General features: G+C 67.5%; 16 protein-coding genes. 6 read left to right on the top strand and 10 right to left on the bottom strand.

Annotated elements, in window-relative coordinates; translation table 11 throughout:
• Positions 1-25: 25 nt before the first annotated feature.
• The 3 genes from IPM80_08260 to IPM80_08250 all read right to left on the bottom strand — a co-directional run bounded on the left by IPM80_08260 (position 26) and on the right by IPM80_08250 (position 3,120).
• Positions 26-853: a haloacid dehalogenase type II gene (locus IPM80_08260; protein ID MBK8958419.1), complete on the bottom strand. Its 828-nt coding sequence runs from the start codon at positions 851-853 to the stop codon at positions 26-28.
• Positions 850-2,307, bottom strand: coding sequence for a 1-acyl-sn-glycerol-3-phosphate acyltransferase (locus tag IPM80_08255; GenBank protein MBK8958418.1), 1,458 nt, complete (start codon positions 2,305-2,307; stop codon positions 850-852). The genes IPM80_08260 and IPM80_08255 overlap by 4 nt, the downstream gene beginning before the upstream one ends.
• Positions 2,308-2,379: 72 nt before the next feature.
• Positions 2,380-3,120, bottom strand: a complete 741-nt coding sequence (locus IPM80_08250; GenBank protein MBK8958417.1) for a class I SAM-dependent methyltransferase — start codon at positions 3,118-3,120, stop codon at positions 2,380-2,382.
• A 71-nt stretch (positions 3,121-3,191) separates the two neighbouring features.
• Here IPM80_08250 and IPM80_08245 point away from each other — a divergent pair, with 71 nt between their 5' ends.
• The 3 genes from IPM80_08245 (at position 3,192) to IPM80_08235 (ending at position 6,227) form a co-directional block, all read left to right on the top strand.
• Entirely contained in the window at positions 3,192-3,998 is an 807-nt protein-coding gene (locus tag IPM80_08245; GenBank protein MBK8958416.1) for an SAM-dependent chlorinase/fluorinase, read from the top strand.
• Positions 3,999-4,015: 17 nt separating this feature from the next.
• Positions 4,016-4,483: a DUF2919 family protein gene (locus IPM80_08240; protein ID MBK8958415.1), complete on the top strand. Its 468-nt coding sequence runs from the start codon at positions 4,016-4,018 to the stop codon at positions 4,481-4,483.
• Between the two features lie 100 nt (positions 4,484-4,583).
• The gene (locus IPM80_08235; GenBank protein MBK8958414.1) at positions 4,584-6,227 is read left to right on the top strand and encodes an acetolactate synthase large subunit; all 1,644 of its coding nucleotides are present in this window, start codon (positions 4,584-4,586) and stop codon (positions 6,225-6,227) included.
• 16 nt (positions 6,228-6,243) lie between these two features.
• On the opposite strand, the gene IPM80_08230 is transcribed toward IPM80_08235, so the two are convergent.
• Positions 6,244-6,942 carry an SDR family NAD(P)-dependent oxidoreductase gene (locus IPM80_08230; GenBank protein ID MBK8958413.1) on the bottom strand — a complete coding sequence of 233 codons (699 nt, stop codon included), beginning with the start codon at positions 6,940-6,942 and terminating at the stop codon, positions 6,244-6,246.
• Between the two features lie 138 nt (positions 6,943-7,080).
• Between IPM80_08230 and IPM80_08225 the strand changes: the two genes are divergently transcribed.
• Entirely contained in the window at positions 7,081-8,244 is a 1,164-nt protein-coding gene (locus tag IPM80_08225) for a pyridoxal phosphate-dependent aminotransferase (GenBank protein MBK8958412.1), read from the top strand.
• A gap of 129 nt (positions 8,245-8,373) precedes the next feature.
• Here IPM80_08225 and dacB read toward each other — a convergent pair whose 3' ends face one another.
• From dacB to IPM80_08195, 6 genes are read right to left on the bottom strand one after another with little or no spacing between them, the layout of a single operon-like run.
• Positions 8,374-9,822, bottom strand: a complete 1,449-nt coding sequence (gene dacB, locus IPM80_08220) for a D-alanyl-D-alanine carboxypeptidase/D-alanyl-D-alanine-endopeptidase (GenBank protein MBK8958411.1) — start codon at positions 9,820-9,822, stop codon at positions 8,374-8,376.
• Between the two features lie 33 nt (positions 9,823-9,855).
• A complete protein-coding gene (locus IPM80_08215) occupies positions 9,856-10,452 on the bottom strand; it encodes a peroxidase-related enzyme (GenBank protein ID MBK8958410.1) in 597 nt (198 codons plus the stop codon).
• A gap of 41 nt (positions 10,453-10,493) precedes the next feature.
• Positions 10,494-11,030: a DUF488 domain-containing protein gene (locus IPM80_08210; GenBank protein ID MBK8958409.1), complete on the bottom strand. Its 537-nt coding sequence runs from the start codon at positions 11,028-11,030 to the stop codon at positions 10,494-10,496.
• On the bottom strand, positions 11,027-11,455 hold the full coding sequence (locus tag IPM80_08205; GenBank protein MBK8958408.1) for a gamma-glutamylcyclotransferase: 429 nt from the start codon (positions 11,453-11,455) through the stop codon (positions 11,027-11,029). Before IPM80_08205 ends, IPM80_08210 begins: the two co-directional genes overlap by 4 nt.
• Positions 11,452-12,657 (bottom strand): CoA transferase, encoded by a 1,206-nt coding sequence (locus tag IPM80_08200; GenBank protein MBK8958407.1) that lies wholly within the window; start codon positions 12,655-12,657, stop codon positions 11,452-11,454. Before IPM80_08200 ends, IPM80_08205 begins: the two co-directional genes overlap by 4 nt.
• Positions 12,658-12,668: 11 nt before the next feature.
• The gene (locus tag IPM80_08195) at positions 12,669-13,058 is read right to left on the bottom strand and encodes a hypothetical protein (GenBank protein MBK8958406.1); all 390 of its coding nucleotides are present in this window, start codon (positions 13,056-13,058) and stop codon (positions 12,669-12,671) included.
• Positions 13,059-13,116: 58 nt separating this feature from the next.
• Here IPM80_08195 and IPM80_08190 point away from each other — a divergent pair, with 58 nt between their 5' ends.
• Entirely contained in the window at positions 13,117-13,269 is a 153-nt protein-coding gene (locus IPM80_08190) for a hypothetical protein (GenBank protein ID MBK8958405.1), read from the top strand.
• Between the two features lie 12 nt (positions 13,270-13,281).
• Positions 13,282-14,205 carry a sel1 repeat family protein gene (locus IPM80_08185; GenBank protein ID MBK8958404.1) on the top strand — a complete coding sequence of 308 codons (924 nt, stop codon included), beginning with the start codon at positions 13,282-13,284 and terminating at the stop codon, positions 14,203-14,205.
• The last annotated feature ends 286 nt before the right edge of the window (positions 14,206-14,491 follow it).

Raw genomic sequence — 14,491 nt, 5'->3', positions numbered from 1 at the left:
ATCTTCGCGTCGCGCCATCGATGCTTTACCGCGCGCTGGTGCACTGCGCCGCGTGCTGGGCGGCGAGGTGCAGGAGATCCGTGGCGACGTAGGTCCAGTCGTGCTCGGCGTGCATCTCCGCCGCGTAGGAATAGTCGACGCCGGGTTCCGGCACCGCCGGCCGTATCGCGCCGCCGAACTCCAGCGGCCGCATCACGAACGCGGTCTGCATGCCATGGCCGGCGGCGAAATGCAGGTCGAACTGGTGAGCGGCCACCATGCAGCACTGCGCAGGCTCGAGATTGAGGGCACGCGCCGCGTGCAGGTACACATCGGGATGCGGCTTGTACTGGCGCGCGAGGGACGAGCCCAGGATCACGTCCCACGGCAGTCCGGCATGACGCGCGAGCGCCGCCATGTCGTCGAAGTTGCCGTTGCTGAGCGGCGCGACCAGCGCGTGGGCCTTGAGGGCGGTGAGGCCCGGCACCGCATCGGGCCACGGCTCGAGACGCCGCCAGGTGCTGGTCAGTTCATCGAGTTCCTGCGCGCTCAAACGCGCGGGGAAATGCCGCCCGACCAGTTCCGCGAGGTCTTCGCGCTGCATGTCGAACAGCGGCCGGAACGGACGACCCTCCATGACGTGACGGCCGACCGACTTCATGTAGGCGTTGCGCCACGCGACCGCCAGCGTGGCGGTATCGCGCTCCACGCCCTGGCGCTCGGCCAGCGCCGTCAGCGCGCGTTTCATGGGCTGGAAGAAGTCGCACACCGTGCCATAGGTATCGAACAGGAAGGCGCGGATCGGCACCGTGCCGCGGGGCGGCGTGCGATTGGGCTCGGGGCGCAGTCGCGCCGTGGTAGTGGCAGTCGTCATGGCGCCTGATTCTGCCATGCCACGGGCGGCGATGGCGTCGTCGAGCCGGCAAACAAGTGTGTGATGGAACGTGCGTAATAGGCGACCAGCGCCTGCTCGGCGCCGTTCAGGCGATACAGCCCATCTTCCACCAGCACCAGGCGCCGGACTTCCATCATCGCCAGTCCGTTGTCGATGGCCTGGCTGCTGGCGGCGTCGTGCATCAGATAGCGATTGCCGTCGCGGCGCAGGCTGTCGAGCCGCTCCTGCAGCGCGGCCTTGAGTTCGAGCGCGGTGTAGCGGCGTGTGGGCGCGGCGAGCAGGGTCAGGGCGATGAGCGGCACCGACAGCACCGGGATGTTGGCGGCCACCTCGGCCATCAGCTGTTCCGCGAGCACGGCGACCTTGGCGTGACGCTGCGCGGCGTCGCCGGCGCGGAAGTCGACGCCGCCCTGCGCGCAGTAGTCGCGCAAGGACAACGGCCGTCCGAACTGCACGGCGGCGTGACCGAAGCGCCGCCATTCGTTGCGTAAGCGCAGCGCGAGGTTGCGGCCGATGAAGGCCAGCGTGTTGCGCGTCGCGGTGAGCGCGCCGGGCGCGGTGACGCTGTCGTCGGCCGACAACAACAAACTGCGATCCTCCAGCACACGGTCGTAGTTGACGCCGACCGGAATGAACACCACGTCGCGCTCGGCTTGCGCGTCGAAGTTGCGCACCATGTAGTCGATGAGGCCGAGCTTGGGCGGCCGCAGGTGGCCGTCGCGACTCAATCCGCCTTCGGGAAACACCGCCTGCACGATGCCGCCCTCGATGGCCATCTGCACGTAGCGCGCCAGCACCTTACGATAGAGTTCATCGCCGGAATTGCGCCGCACGAAATACGCGCCCATCGAGCGGATCAACTGCTGCACCGGCCACACGCGTGCCCATTCGCCCACCGCGTAACTCAGCGCGGCGTGACGCACCACCATGTACGACGCCAGCACGTAGTCCATGTTGGAACGATGATTGATGACGAACACCAGGCTCGAACGCGGCGCGATGCCGAGAAACGCCTGCTTGTCGGCGTAGGCCACGCGCACCCGGTACAGCATGCGCACCAGCGCGCGCGCCAGCGCGCTGCCGATGCGGAAATACATGTAGGCATTGAAGGACGGACAGATCTCGGTCGCGTAGCGGCGCACGCGTTCGATGGCGACGGCCGGTGGCACGCCCTGCTGCGCGGCCCAGGCTTGCGCCACTTCCAGCACCTGCGGGTCGTAGGTCAGGCGGTCGATCAGCACCTGGCGACGGTTCAACTTGAAGGGCGGCAGCTCCAGGCGCAGGCGGCGATTCATCTGTTCGATGGCCTGGTTGACCTTGCGTCGAAACAGCCAGCGCACGCTCGGCACCAACACGCGTTCGGCCAACAGCCAGGCACCGGCGGCCAGCAGCACGAGCAGCAGCCACAGCGGGACGGCGACGGGATGGGTCATGGCGGGGGCCGGCTTGGGATGCTCGGCATTGTGCTACAGGCGGCGACCGCGCCGCCAACGGCGCCGTTGCCGTCAGGCGCGCGCCACCAGCACTTTCAAGCCCGGCTTCAGCGCCAGTCGCTTACGTACGATGCGCAGGCCGTGGGCGGCGAGCAGCCGGTCCAGCGTCTTGCGGTTGAAGTAGTACAGGTGTTCGGAAGGTTTGAGTTCGTTCCATGTCGCGAGCTCGCGCGGCACGCGCCAATGGCCGATGTCCGGGGTGCCGATGTCGATCACGCCGCCGGGCGCGAGTATGCGCGCCAGCTCGGCCACGAAGCGGTTGAGATCCGGCACGTGCTCGATGACGTCGTAGGCCGAGATCACGTCGAAGTGTGCATCGGGATAATGCTGATCCTCGAGCACGCCGCAGGCGAGGCGCGACAGGCCGAGGGTGTCGCGGCCATAGGCGATGCCATCGGCTTCGATGTCGACGCCCCAGGCTTCGAAGCCGGCCTCGGTGGCGGCCTTCACCACGAAGCCGGCCGAGCAGCCGACATCCAGCCAGCGACCACTGTCGCGGCCGATGCGTGCCACGCGTTTGCGCGCACGAATGATCTTTGCTTCGGCCTTGCGCGTGTAGCCGGCGCTGTAGGCGGCGTCGTAGTGCTCGCGTATGTGCGCGAACGGCGGGCGTGGATTGATGAGCGTCAGCGCGCAGCCCGTGCAGCGCACGAACGGTTCGCCGCCTTTGTCGAACAGGTGACGGAACTGCTCGCCGCCGCACACCGGGCAGGCGATCAAGTCCCAGTCGTCACGCCGCAAGTCAGTGCTCATGGCGCGATTGCGCCCCGGCCGCGCCTGCCGTGACAATGAAGCGGCGGCGCGTGGGCCGCGATGGGGGAGACATGAGCAAGCATTTCAAGCCGAGCGGCGTCGTCACCGTGACCACCGACTTCGGCCATCGTGGACCGTTCGTCGGCACCATGAAGGGCGTGATCGTGAGCCGCTTTCCGGCGGCCCGCATCATCGATCTCACCCATGAAGCCTATGTGCACTGGCCGGCCGAAGCCGGCTTCTGGATTGCGCGATCCTACCACTACTTCCCGAGCGGCACGGTGCACCTGGCGGTGGTCGATCCGGGCGTCGGCACCGACCGGAGCGTGCTCTTGGCGCTCGGCGACGGCCACGCCTTCCTCGCGCCCGACAACGGCCTGCTGGCCGAGGTCATCGAGAAAACCGCCGCGACGGTGTTTCGCCTGCGCGACGAACTCATCGAGGCCCATGCCCTCGGCGACATCAGTGCGACTTTCCACGGCCGCGACGTGTTCGCGCCGCTCGCCGCCAGGCTCGCGGCCGGCGAACTCGACAGCGGTGCGCTCGGCAAGCCGACCTCCGATTACGTACCCTCGATCATCGAGCCCGCCGAGCGACGCGGCGCGCAGTTGACGGGCGTGGTCATCACCACCGATCACTTCGGCAATCTCATCTCCAATATCGAACGCGCCGACATCGAAGCCTTCAAGCGGCCGTTGGTGCAGGCGGGTGGCCACGAGATGCCCTTGTTGCGCACCTATGGCGATGCACGGCCCGGCGCCCTGCTCGGGCTCATCAATTCCTTCGGCGTGCTGGAAATCGCCTGCGCCGAGCAGAACGCCGCCGAGACGCTGGGCATCGGGCGCGGCGCGCCGATCAAGGTGGTCGAACGGCCCTGACGTGGATGCCTTGCGACGTGAACGACGCTCGCCGCGTACGCGGTCTCGCCTACCATCCCGACGCTTACGACGAGCATTTCGCGCTGCGCGTGCCGGCGGTGCTGTGGCTGGTGATGGCGTGGGCCGTGCACCCGCTGGTCCTGCTGGCACTCGGCCACCTGCCGCAAAGCGGCAACGAGTTTGCCTACGTGGCGCGCCTGGTCGAAGCGCCCGCGCTGCTCGCCACGCTGCCGGCCGTGGCGGTATTGGTGGCCGCCGCGCGGCGCCGACCGGCGGCGGGCGCGCTGACCCGCGGTACGTGGCGCCACGGTCGCTGGCTGTTGCTCATCGCGCTTGTCGCCAATTTCAGCCTGTGCCTGCCGCACCCGCATGGCGCCTGGTTGGCGCTGCGCATGGGCGCCGATGTCGCGGCGGCCTCGGCGCTGCTGACGGTGGCGCGGGTGCGCGATACCTTCGCCGATTTCCCTGTCGATGAGCGCGCCTGAGATCGGCCGCCACAGTTCGCGCGGCGCGGGCCGATAGAAGCCGCAGCGCCGCGCATCATCGACGCGCGACGCCAGTCATCCATCATCTTGCGGGGACGCCATGAACGCTGCCGAATTGTTTGTCCAAGCCCTGGAGCGCGAGGGCGTGAAGTACATCTTCGGCATTCCCGGCGAAGAGAACCTCGCGTTTCTCGACGCGCTGTCGCGCTCCACGCAGATTCGCCTCATTCTGACCCGTCACGAACAGGCGGCCGGTTTCATGGCCGCCACCTACGGACGCCTCACCGGCCATGCCGGTGTATGCCTGGCGACGCTCGGACCGGGCGCGACCAACTTCGTGACCGCCGCCGCCTATGCGCAGCTGGGCGGCATGCCGATGATGATGATCACCGGCCAGAAGCCGATCAAATCGTCCAAGCAGGGGCGCTTCCAGATCATCGACGTGGTCGACATGATGCGGCCCATCACCAAGTACACCCACCAAATAGCCTCGGCCGACAACATCGCTTCACGGGTGCGTGAATCGTTCCGCCTCGCAGAGGAAGAAAAACCAGGCGCGGTGCATCTCGAATTTCCCGAAGACATCGCCGAGGAAGAAACCGACACCGTGCCGATCGCGCGCAGCATGGTGCGTCGCGCGATCCCGGAGGACAAGGCCATCCGCGCCGCCGTGCATCGACTCGAGAAGGCACGCACGCCGGTGCTGATCGTGGGCGCCGGCGCCAATCGCAAGATCACCTCGCGCATGCTCCAGCAGTTCATCGAACACACCGGCATGCCGTTCGTCACCACCCAGCTCGGCAAGGGCGTGATCGACGAGCGTCATGCGCAGTTCGTCGGCAACGCCGCCTTGTCGGCCGGTGACTTCGTGCACCGCGCCATCGAGAGCGCCGACGTCATCGTCAACGTCGGCCACGACGTGATCGAAAAGCCACCGTTCTTCATGAAGCACGGCGGCCCCGAGGTCATTCACGTCAATTTCCGCTCGGCCGAAGTCGACCCGGTGTATTTCCCGCAGATCGAAGTGGTGGGCGACATCGCCAACGCCATCTGGCAGATGAAGCAGACCATCGCGCCGCAGCCGCACTGGGATTTCACCCGCATCGACGCCATCCGCCGCGCCGGCGATGCGCATTGCGCCGAGGGCGCCGATGACGCGCGCTTTCCCGTCTACCCGCAGCGACTGGTCGCCGAGGTGCGCAACGCCATGCCGTCCGACGGCATCATCGCGCTCGACAACGGCGTGTACAAAATCTGGTTCGCGCGCAACTACAAGGCGCACGTGCCCAATTCGGTGCTGCTCGACAATGCCCTTGCCACCATGGGCGCCGGTCTGCCGTCGGCCATGGCCGCGCGCCTGGTGCATCCCGAGCGCAAGATCATGGCCATCTGCGGCGACGGCGGCTTCATGATGAACAGCCAGGAACTCGAGACCGCGGTGCGCCTGAAGATGAACCTCACGGTGCTGATCCTGCGCGACGATGCCTACGGCATGATCCGCTGGAAGCAGGCCAACATGGGCTTCGAGGATTGGGGGCTGACCTATGGCAATCCCGATTTCGTGCGCTACGTCGAGAGCTACGGCGGCCATGGCCATCGCGTGGCGAGCGCCGCCGAACTCGGCCCCTTGCTGGCCGCGTGCCTGGCGGCCGAGGGCGTGCACCTCATTGACTGCCCGGTGGACTACAGCGACAACGATCGCATCCTCAACAACGAGCTCAAACGCCTGAGCGCGGCCATCTGAGCGACGCTTGGCGCCCTCAAAGCCGGCGCAGGTCGACGAAGCTGCCGCTCGCCAGCGTCGCGAGCCTTGGCCGGGCGGCCTCGATGCGCGCCGCGACGGTGTCGGCATCGGGCATGTCGGCGCTGCCGTGGGCATCATGCAGGCGCTTGATCGAAGGGAAGCGTGCGACGTCCACCTCGCGCAACGCGCTCTGCATGTCGGTGTCGATCAGCCCCGGCGCCAGCGCCAGCAGCTGCGTGCCGGGCAATTCATGCGCGTAGAGTTGCGCAAGCATGTTGAGCGTGGCCTTGGACAACGCGTAGCCGCCCCAGCCATGGTTGCCGACCACGCCGGCCCCGGAGGAGATCATCACGACGCGGCGCGGTGCATGAGCGCGCGCGGCCAGCCAGTCGATGATGGCCTTGTTGGCCCACACGTTGATATCCATCACGCGGTTGATGTCGGCCTGCGCCAGCTCGCGCAGGTTGGCGATGCGGCCGAGGACACCGGCGTTCAGCCATACCTCGTCGAGCATCACTTCGGCCGGCACGAAGCGCGTCAGTGCTGGTGCGATGCCGTCGAGATGCGCAAGGTCCAAGGCCAGCTCGTGCAGCGCGCCGGGCCGCGGCGAATAGCGGCCGCGGCTGACGCCGTAGACCGTCTCGCCGCGCGCCAGCGCACGCCGCGTCAGGGCCGCGCCGAGGCCGCGGCTGTGGCCGGTGATGAGTTGGGGCATGGCGTTCTCCGCGAATCGTTCCGTCCCATTGTAGGTGCGAATTCATTCGCACATTAACCGTCGCAACGCGCGCCTTTACCAGACGCTGCAAGTGCGAATAAATTCGCACCTACAGCAATTCGGGATCACGGGAATGCCATGAGCGTCGATCAATTGAGCGAATCGAAATTGCGTCTGCGACGCGGCCAGAAGTGGTCCCTGTACCCGGCCGAGGTGCTGCCGGCGTGGGTGGCGGACATGGATTTCGAAGTCGCCGAGCCGATCCGCGCGGCGCTCGCCGAGCGCGTCGCCAACAACGATCTCGGTTACCCGCTGGCGCCGGCGCGCACCCGCTTGCCGGCCTTGTTCGCGGCGCGGGTCGCGGAACGCTTCGGCTGGCATATCGATCCGGCCGAAGTGGTGGTGCTGAGCGACGTGGTGCAGGGTCTGTATGTCGGGCTCGAGACCTTGAGCGCGGCGGGCGACGGCGTGTTGATCCAGACCCCCATCTACCCGCCGTTCCTGCACGCGGCGGCGGAGACCGGCAGGCGCGCGGTGCTGAGTCCGCTGGTGGCGACGGCGACAGGCTACGCGATAGATTTCGACGCGCTGGAGGCGGCGGTCGATGGCGGCACGCGGGTGCTGATGCTGTGCAGTCCGCACAATCCCAGCGGCCGGGCCTTCACCCGTGATGAATTGTCCAGGCTGGCGGCACTGGCCGTGCGCCACGATCTCATCATCATCTCCGACGAGATCCATGCCGAGCTCATGTTGAACGGCGAGCGTCACATCCCCATCGCGTCGCTCTCGCCCGAGGTCGCCGCGCGCACCGTGACCCTGATGTCGGCCAGCAAGGCGTTCAATATCGCCGGGCTGTGCATGGCGTTCGCGCATTTCGGTTCGAGTGCGCTGCGCGAGCGCTTCCAGCGCCTGCCGGCCCACACGCGCGGCGGCACCAACACGCTGGCCATCGCCGCCGTCGAGGCCGCGTGGACGGCCGGCCAGCCGTGGCTGGACGAAGTGGTCGCGTATCTTCGCGCCAATCGCGATCACGTCGCCGCCCATGTTCGCGAGCACTGGCCGGCGGTGCGGCATTTTCCGCCGCAGGCCACTTACCTAGCGTGGCTGGACATGCGCGGCCTCGGCTTGCCCGGCAATGCACAGGAATTCTTCTTGAAGCGGGCGCGCGTGGCCTTGAGTGACGGGCGCGCATTCGGCGAGGAGGGCGAGGGCTTCGTGCGGCTCAACTTCGCCACCTCGCGCGCGCTGCTCGACGAAGTGCTGGCGCGCATGGACGAAGCACTCGCAGCGCATTCCGTGTAGGTGCGAATTCATTCGCACACTGTCACCATGTCGGGCGAAGCCGACCCACACGCCTTTGTGGGTCAGGCTTCAGCCTGACATTGAGAGCAGTGTGCGAATGAATTCGCACCTACCGTACGCGACAATCGCCTACGGCTGCTTGTAGACCCACGACAACAGCGCGTTCTGCAGCTCCGTGCCGATGCCGTAGTTGGCGTTGGCGTAATTGACCATCACGTTGACCGCGTAGGTCTTGCCGTTCTGGGCGTGCACGTAGCCCGCCACCGCCGAGACATTCTGCAGACTGCCGGTCTTCAGATGCATGCGGCCGCGCTCGGCGCCGGTGCGGAAGCGTCGCCGCATGGTGCCATCCACGCCGGCGATCGACAGCGACGCCATGAACTCCGGCATGTGCGGTGCATGCCAGGCCTGGCGCAGCAGCGCGGTCATGAAGCGCGACGACACGCGCGTGGTGCGCGACAAGCCCGAGCCGTTGTCGATCACGATGCCGGTGACGTCGAGCCCGCGCGACTGCAAGTGCTTGAGCAGCGTCGCTTCACCCTGTGCCCGCGTCACCGGGCGCGCGTTGTCCTTGGCGCCGATGGTGAACAACAACATGCGCGCCATGAGGTTGTTGCTCCACTTGTTGAGCGGACGAATGATTTCCGCCAGCGGTCGCGATTGCCAGGTCAACAGCGCGCGCGCCTTGGGCGGCTTGGCCTCGACGCGGAAGCCGCCCTTGAGCGTACCGCCCCACTGCAACCACAGGGCCTTGAAGGCGCCATAGGTATAGGCGGGCGGCGTCATGATTGCGCGCGAGGTCTGGAAGCGATCGCAGCGCGCCGGCATCTGGCCGCCGAACTCGATCTGCTCGGTGCCCATCGCCGCGCCCGCGGCGACCGGATGCAGCGCGGCGGTCAGGCTGTTGCCCTTGCACGGCCCGTTGGTGAGCTTGACGTGGTTGACGATGTCGAGATTGGCGAGCTCCGGCACCGTGGTGATGTCGACCTTGCCGGTGGCGGGATTGGCGTCGAACACGAAATCGATGGACTTGAAGTTCACCATCATGGCGCTGGGCAGCACGTTGTACAGCGCATCGCCCTTGCCGTCGAAGGCCGCCGGGTCGTCTTCCTCGACCATGAACTCGCTGTCGTCGATGATGATGTCACCTTCGATGTGACGGATGCCGGAGCGGCGGATCTGGCCGACCAGCGCCCAGAAATCCTCGATCACGAGAAACGGGTCGCCATAGCCCTTGATGACCAGGTCGCCCTTCAAGGTCTCACCGCTGATCTGGCCATGGGTGAAGATGCGGGTCGGCAGCGTGTAGGTCGGCCCGAACATGTCGAGCGCGGCCCAGGTGGTGACGACCTTGGCGGTCGACGCCGGGTTGCGCAGCGTATCGACGTTCAGCGCGAGACGCGGGGTGTTCTCGTCGACCGCCTGCACCTCGATGCTGACGGCGCTGGCCGGGATCTTGTGGCGCGTCATGACCTTCTGCACGGCGTCGGGCAGACCGCTGGCGGCGGCCGCCGCCAGCGGCGGGACAGTGAGGAGGACGCAAGCCACCGCCAGCGCGGTGGCGCGTAGAAACTTCATGCCGAGGAAATTCCGAATGGGAGGCGCTTGGTCTCAGGACTTGGGGGCGGCAACGCGATGCTTGCCGTGATATTCCTTGTTCGGTTGCATATCGACGGCGCTCGCCACGCGGTTGGTCATGTTATAGAAGGCCGCGACGTTGGCGATGTCCCAGATGTCCTTCTCGCTGAAGCCGACATCGCGCAGCGCCTGGCGGTCGGGCTCGTCGATTTCGTCGCAGTGTAGGGTGAGCTTGGCGGCGAAATGCAGCATCGCGCCGTGGCGCGGCGAGAGTTCGGCGGCGCGGAAATTCATCACCATCAATTCGCCGAGCGCCGGGTCGCCGGAATACTCGCGCACCGCCGCGCCGTGGGCGGTCAGGCAGTAGAAGCAATGGTTCTGCGAGGACACCACCACCGCGATCATTTCGCGCTCGAGATGGGAGAGCCCCGACTCGCCGAACATCAGCGCATTGTAGAAACGCGAGAACGTGCGCAGCTGCTCGGCATCGTGGCTGTAGGCCGCCAGCACGTTGGGCACCATGCCGAGTTTCTTGTCGCAGACTGAAAAATACTTCTGCAAATCCTCGGGCAGTTCCTCGCGCGTGGGCAAAGGAATGTCGAGCGCCATGATGTGGTCGCGAAGAGCCATGAGATCCCCCAAGGTCAAGTGTGTGATGCGGTCAAGAGGCGTCAGGCGAACAGGTCGCCCTGGGCCCGCCTATTGTAAACCGCCGGCTCGCGGGCGTCGCCGAGCGCGGCGTGGAAAATATGCGGCTCGCCACGGCCGGCATCGACGATGTGCGTGACCGCCAGGCCCGCGCGCTGCAGATGATCGGCCAGCAGCTGGCGATGGCAGTGGCGATAATCGGCTTCGGCGCACATGACCGCGCAGCGCCGCGCCCGCGCCAGCGTGACGAGCGCCGCGCAGGCGTCGCGGAACGGCGGGCTCAGCATGTGATCGGCATAGCCGCGCAGGGCCGGGTCATCGAGCGCGATGTTGGGCGTATCGGCGCGCGGCGTGCGACGCCCGCCCAAGGTCTCGCCCCACCACTGGTACTCGATACCGGCGGCGCCGAGATAATCGGCCAGCGCGCCGCGTTCGAAATGCGGGTGACGGCGCGAGCGTGGCTGACGGCGCACGTCCACCACCAGCGCGATGTCGAAGGCGCGCAGGCGCTCGAGGAAGGCCGCCGGCGCGAGATTGCTGTGGCCGATGCTGAAGATCACGACGCGGCGCCGGTCCAGCGCGCGAGATAGGCGGCTAGGTGCAGACGTTCGAATTCCTCGGCCGACCAGGCGCGCCTTTCGAGTTCGCGGTGATGGGCGGGCGCCAGCACGTAGGTGTGCGCAGCGCGCGCGCCGCCGCCGGCATCGCGCACCAGCACGCGCTCGCGGCGATACAGCGGACTCTCCCAAGCATCGAGGCGCTGCCACAGGAGTTCGTCGAGACCCTCGCACAACAGGCCGCTGGTCGAGGCGCCGGGCTCGCCGACGATGGCGGGATAGACGCGGCGTCGCAGCCGATAGCGCGCATAGCCGGCGAGCGTGCCGGCGGCGCGCGGCAAGTCTCGGCCGCACACCGCGCCGAGCACGGCCGGCGACATGAGCGTGCCGTAGACGAACAGCCGACCGGCGGCGTCGTCTGCCGTCAAATCACACCCGCCGTCTTGAGTTCAGCGATGGCCTCGGCGTCCAGCCCCAGCAGCTCGCCGTAGACCGCGTCGTTGTAGGCGCCGAGCCCGGGCCCCGGCCAGTCGGTCTTGCCGGGCGTGCGTTCGAGCAGCGGCACGATGGCCGGGATATTGAGCGGCTGGCCGTCGATGGTGACTTCCTGGAACAGGCCGCGCGCGCGGTAGTGGGGGTCTTCGAACATGTCGCGCGCATCGTAGATGGGCCCGGCGGCGACGCCGGCCTCGTCGAGGATGGCCAGCGCCTCGGCGGCGTTCATCGAGCTCGCCCACTGCTGCACGGCGCCATCCACTTCGTCCTGGTGACGTACGCGGCCGGCGTTGTCGGCGAGGCGCGGGTCGCTGGCCATGCCCGCTTTGCCCATGGCCTCGACCAGGCGTTTGAACATCGGGTTGGTGTTGGCGCCGATCACGATGAGCTTGCCGTCGGCGCAGCGATAGGTGTTGGACGGCACGATGCCGGTCAGGGTCGAGCCCGAGGGCTGTCGGATCACGCCGTTGCCGTCGTATTCCGGGATCACGCCTTCCATGAGATTGAAGATGGCTTCGAAGATCGCGACGTCGACGACCTGGCCGAGGCCGTCCTTGTGGCGGCCGATGTAGGCGAGCAGTACGCCCAGTGCCGCGTGGATGCCGGCCAGGGTGTCACCCATGGACAGATTGGGGCGCACCGGTGGCTGGTCCGGAAAGCCGTTCACGTAGCGGAAACCGCCGTAGGCCTCGCACACCGAGGCGAAGCCGGCCTTGGGCGCATTGGGGCCGGTCTGGCCGTAACCGGAGATGCGCGTGTAGATGAGGCCCGGATTGCGCGCCTTGAGCGCGTCGGGTCCCAGGCCCCATTTCTCCATGATGCCGGGACGGAAGTTCTCGACGAACACGTCGGCGCGCGCTGCCAGGTCGGCGAGCAGCGCGCGGCCGCGCTCGGTGCGCAGATCCAGCGTCACGCATTTCTTGTTGCGTGCCAGGCTCGCCCACCACAGCGAGGTGCCGTTGCGCATCTCGCGCCAGCCGCGTATCGGGTCGCCGCCGTCGGGCGGCTCGACCTTGATCACCTCGGCGCCGAAGTAGCCGAGGATGGTGCCGGTGAACGGTCCGGCCAGCAGCTGGCCGGCTTCGATGACGCGCATACCGGCCAGCGGCCGGCTGTCGGGATGGGGTGTGTTCATGTCTTAAGGTTTCACGCTTGGCTGGCGGCATTCGGCGGCGCGCGGCGGGGGGCGCGTCGCAGCAGCCAAAGCATAATCGAGATGCCGAGCAGGTTGGCGATTTCGTCGAGCAGCGAGGCGCTGCGGTCGGGCGTCAGGCTCTGCAGGTATTCGATGCCGGCGCCGAGCAGGCCGAGCCCCACCGCGATACGCGGCCACAGCGGGCGCGCATAGCCGCGGCTGAAGCACAGCATGAGGCTGCCGTACATGGCGATGTGCACCAGTTTGTCGGCGTTCCAGACGTCGAGTTCGGCCGCTATCGACACCGTCGTCAAGGACAGCCACAGCACCACTCCCACCGCCAGCCACGCCACGGCGCGCCAGGCGGTCGGCGGCATCGAGTCGAACAATTTGAGAAGCATGTGGGATCCCGGCTGCGTGACGGTGGAGGGGGCGCCGCCCGCGGCCGCTATTGCGGGTATGAAAAGGCGGATACGGCAAGGCTGGCTGGCGATTGTACTGGGCTTGTGCGCGGCCGTTGCACAGGCGGGCGACTACGAGGACGCCGAGCGCGCCCTGGCCGACGGTCGTCGCGAACAGGCGCTCAACAGTTTCGGCGCGCTGGCGGCGTAGGGCGACGCGCGCGTGCAGTTCATCCTGGCCGGCATGTACGAGCGTGGTGAAGGCGTGACGCGCGATCCCGGCCAGGCGCTCGACTGGTATCACAAGAGCGCCGAGCAGGGCCACGGCCCGGCGGAGCTGCGCCTGGCCCAGGCCTTCGATGAGCGCGCCAGCAACAAGAAGGACAAGGCCGAGGCGCGGCGCTGGTTCGGGCGCGCCGCCCAGCATGGCGTGGCGGACGCCGTGCGGCGCCTCGAAGCCTACGCGGAACACGGCGACGTGGAGGCGCAACTGCAACTCGGCCGCATGTACTACCACGGGCGCGGCGTCGCGCGCAGCGATAACGACGCCTACGCGTGGTTTCACCGTGCCGCCGAGCAGAACGCCGAACAGGCGATTTTCGCCATCGGCCGCATGTACGAGCGCGGCCGTGGCCGCGAGCAGTCCTGGAAAGAAGCGGTGGCCGCCTATCAACGTGCCTCGGCGCTGGGCTACGTGCCGGCGACCTACAACCTTGCGCGTCTGTATCGACTCGGCCAGGGCATCGGCGCCAATACCGACATGGCGCGCGTGCTGTACGAACGCGCCGCCGAGGCCGGCTCGCTGCCGGCGCAGTTGAGTCTCGCCATGCTCTACGAGGCCGGCGTCAACTGGCCGCAGGATCTCGGTCGCGCCGTGCAATGGTACCGGCAGGCGTTGGCGCAGGGCAGCGCCGAAGCCGCGCTCAATCTCGGCTACCTCAATGCCGTGGGTCGCGGCGTGCGCAAGGACGCCGTCGAGGCCTATGCGTTGTTCACGTTCGCCGCCAGTCGCGAGCAGGGCCTGGCCGCCGCCAACCTGGCCTCGATCGCGCCCGCGCTCAGCAGCGCCGAGAAAGCCGACGCCGAAAAACGCGCGCGCGGCTACGGGCTTGCCGAGCCGCAACGCAGCGCCGCGCTCGCACGCTGACGCGCCACGCCGGCGCTCGGGAAAATTTCCCAACCGCAGCTCTACTTTTCAACCCGGTTGCGGCGTGCATCGCCGCGCGCCCCCGCCTAGCCTGTGTTCCGGCCGCCGTATCACCCGATGCGTCACGGCCGTGGGCCGGCAAGGATCGCCGCCCCACTTCTCGCGATGGCGCTTGCCTGGGATCGGCACGCCAACGCGGGCCTGAGCGTTTGGCTGACCGAGGGAACGAGCAATGCAGACAAGGATGTTTGCGTGCGTCGCGGCGTTTTGGCGCGCGTACGGCAGG

The sequence above is a fragment of the Pseudomonadota bacterium genome (assembly GCA_016719885.1).
Taxonomy (GTDB): domain Bacteria; phylum Pseudomonadota; class Gammaproteobacteria.
The sequence above is the reverse complement of the archived record's forward strand: the minus strand, read 5'-3'. Positions and strand labels throughout refer to the sequence as shown.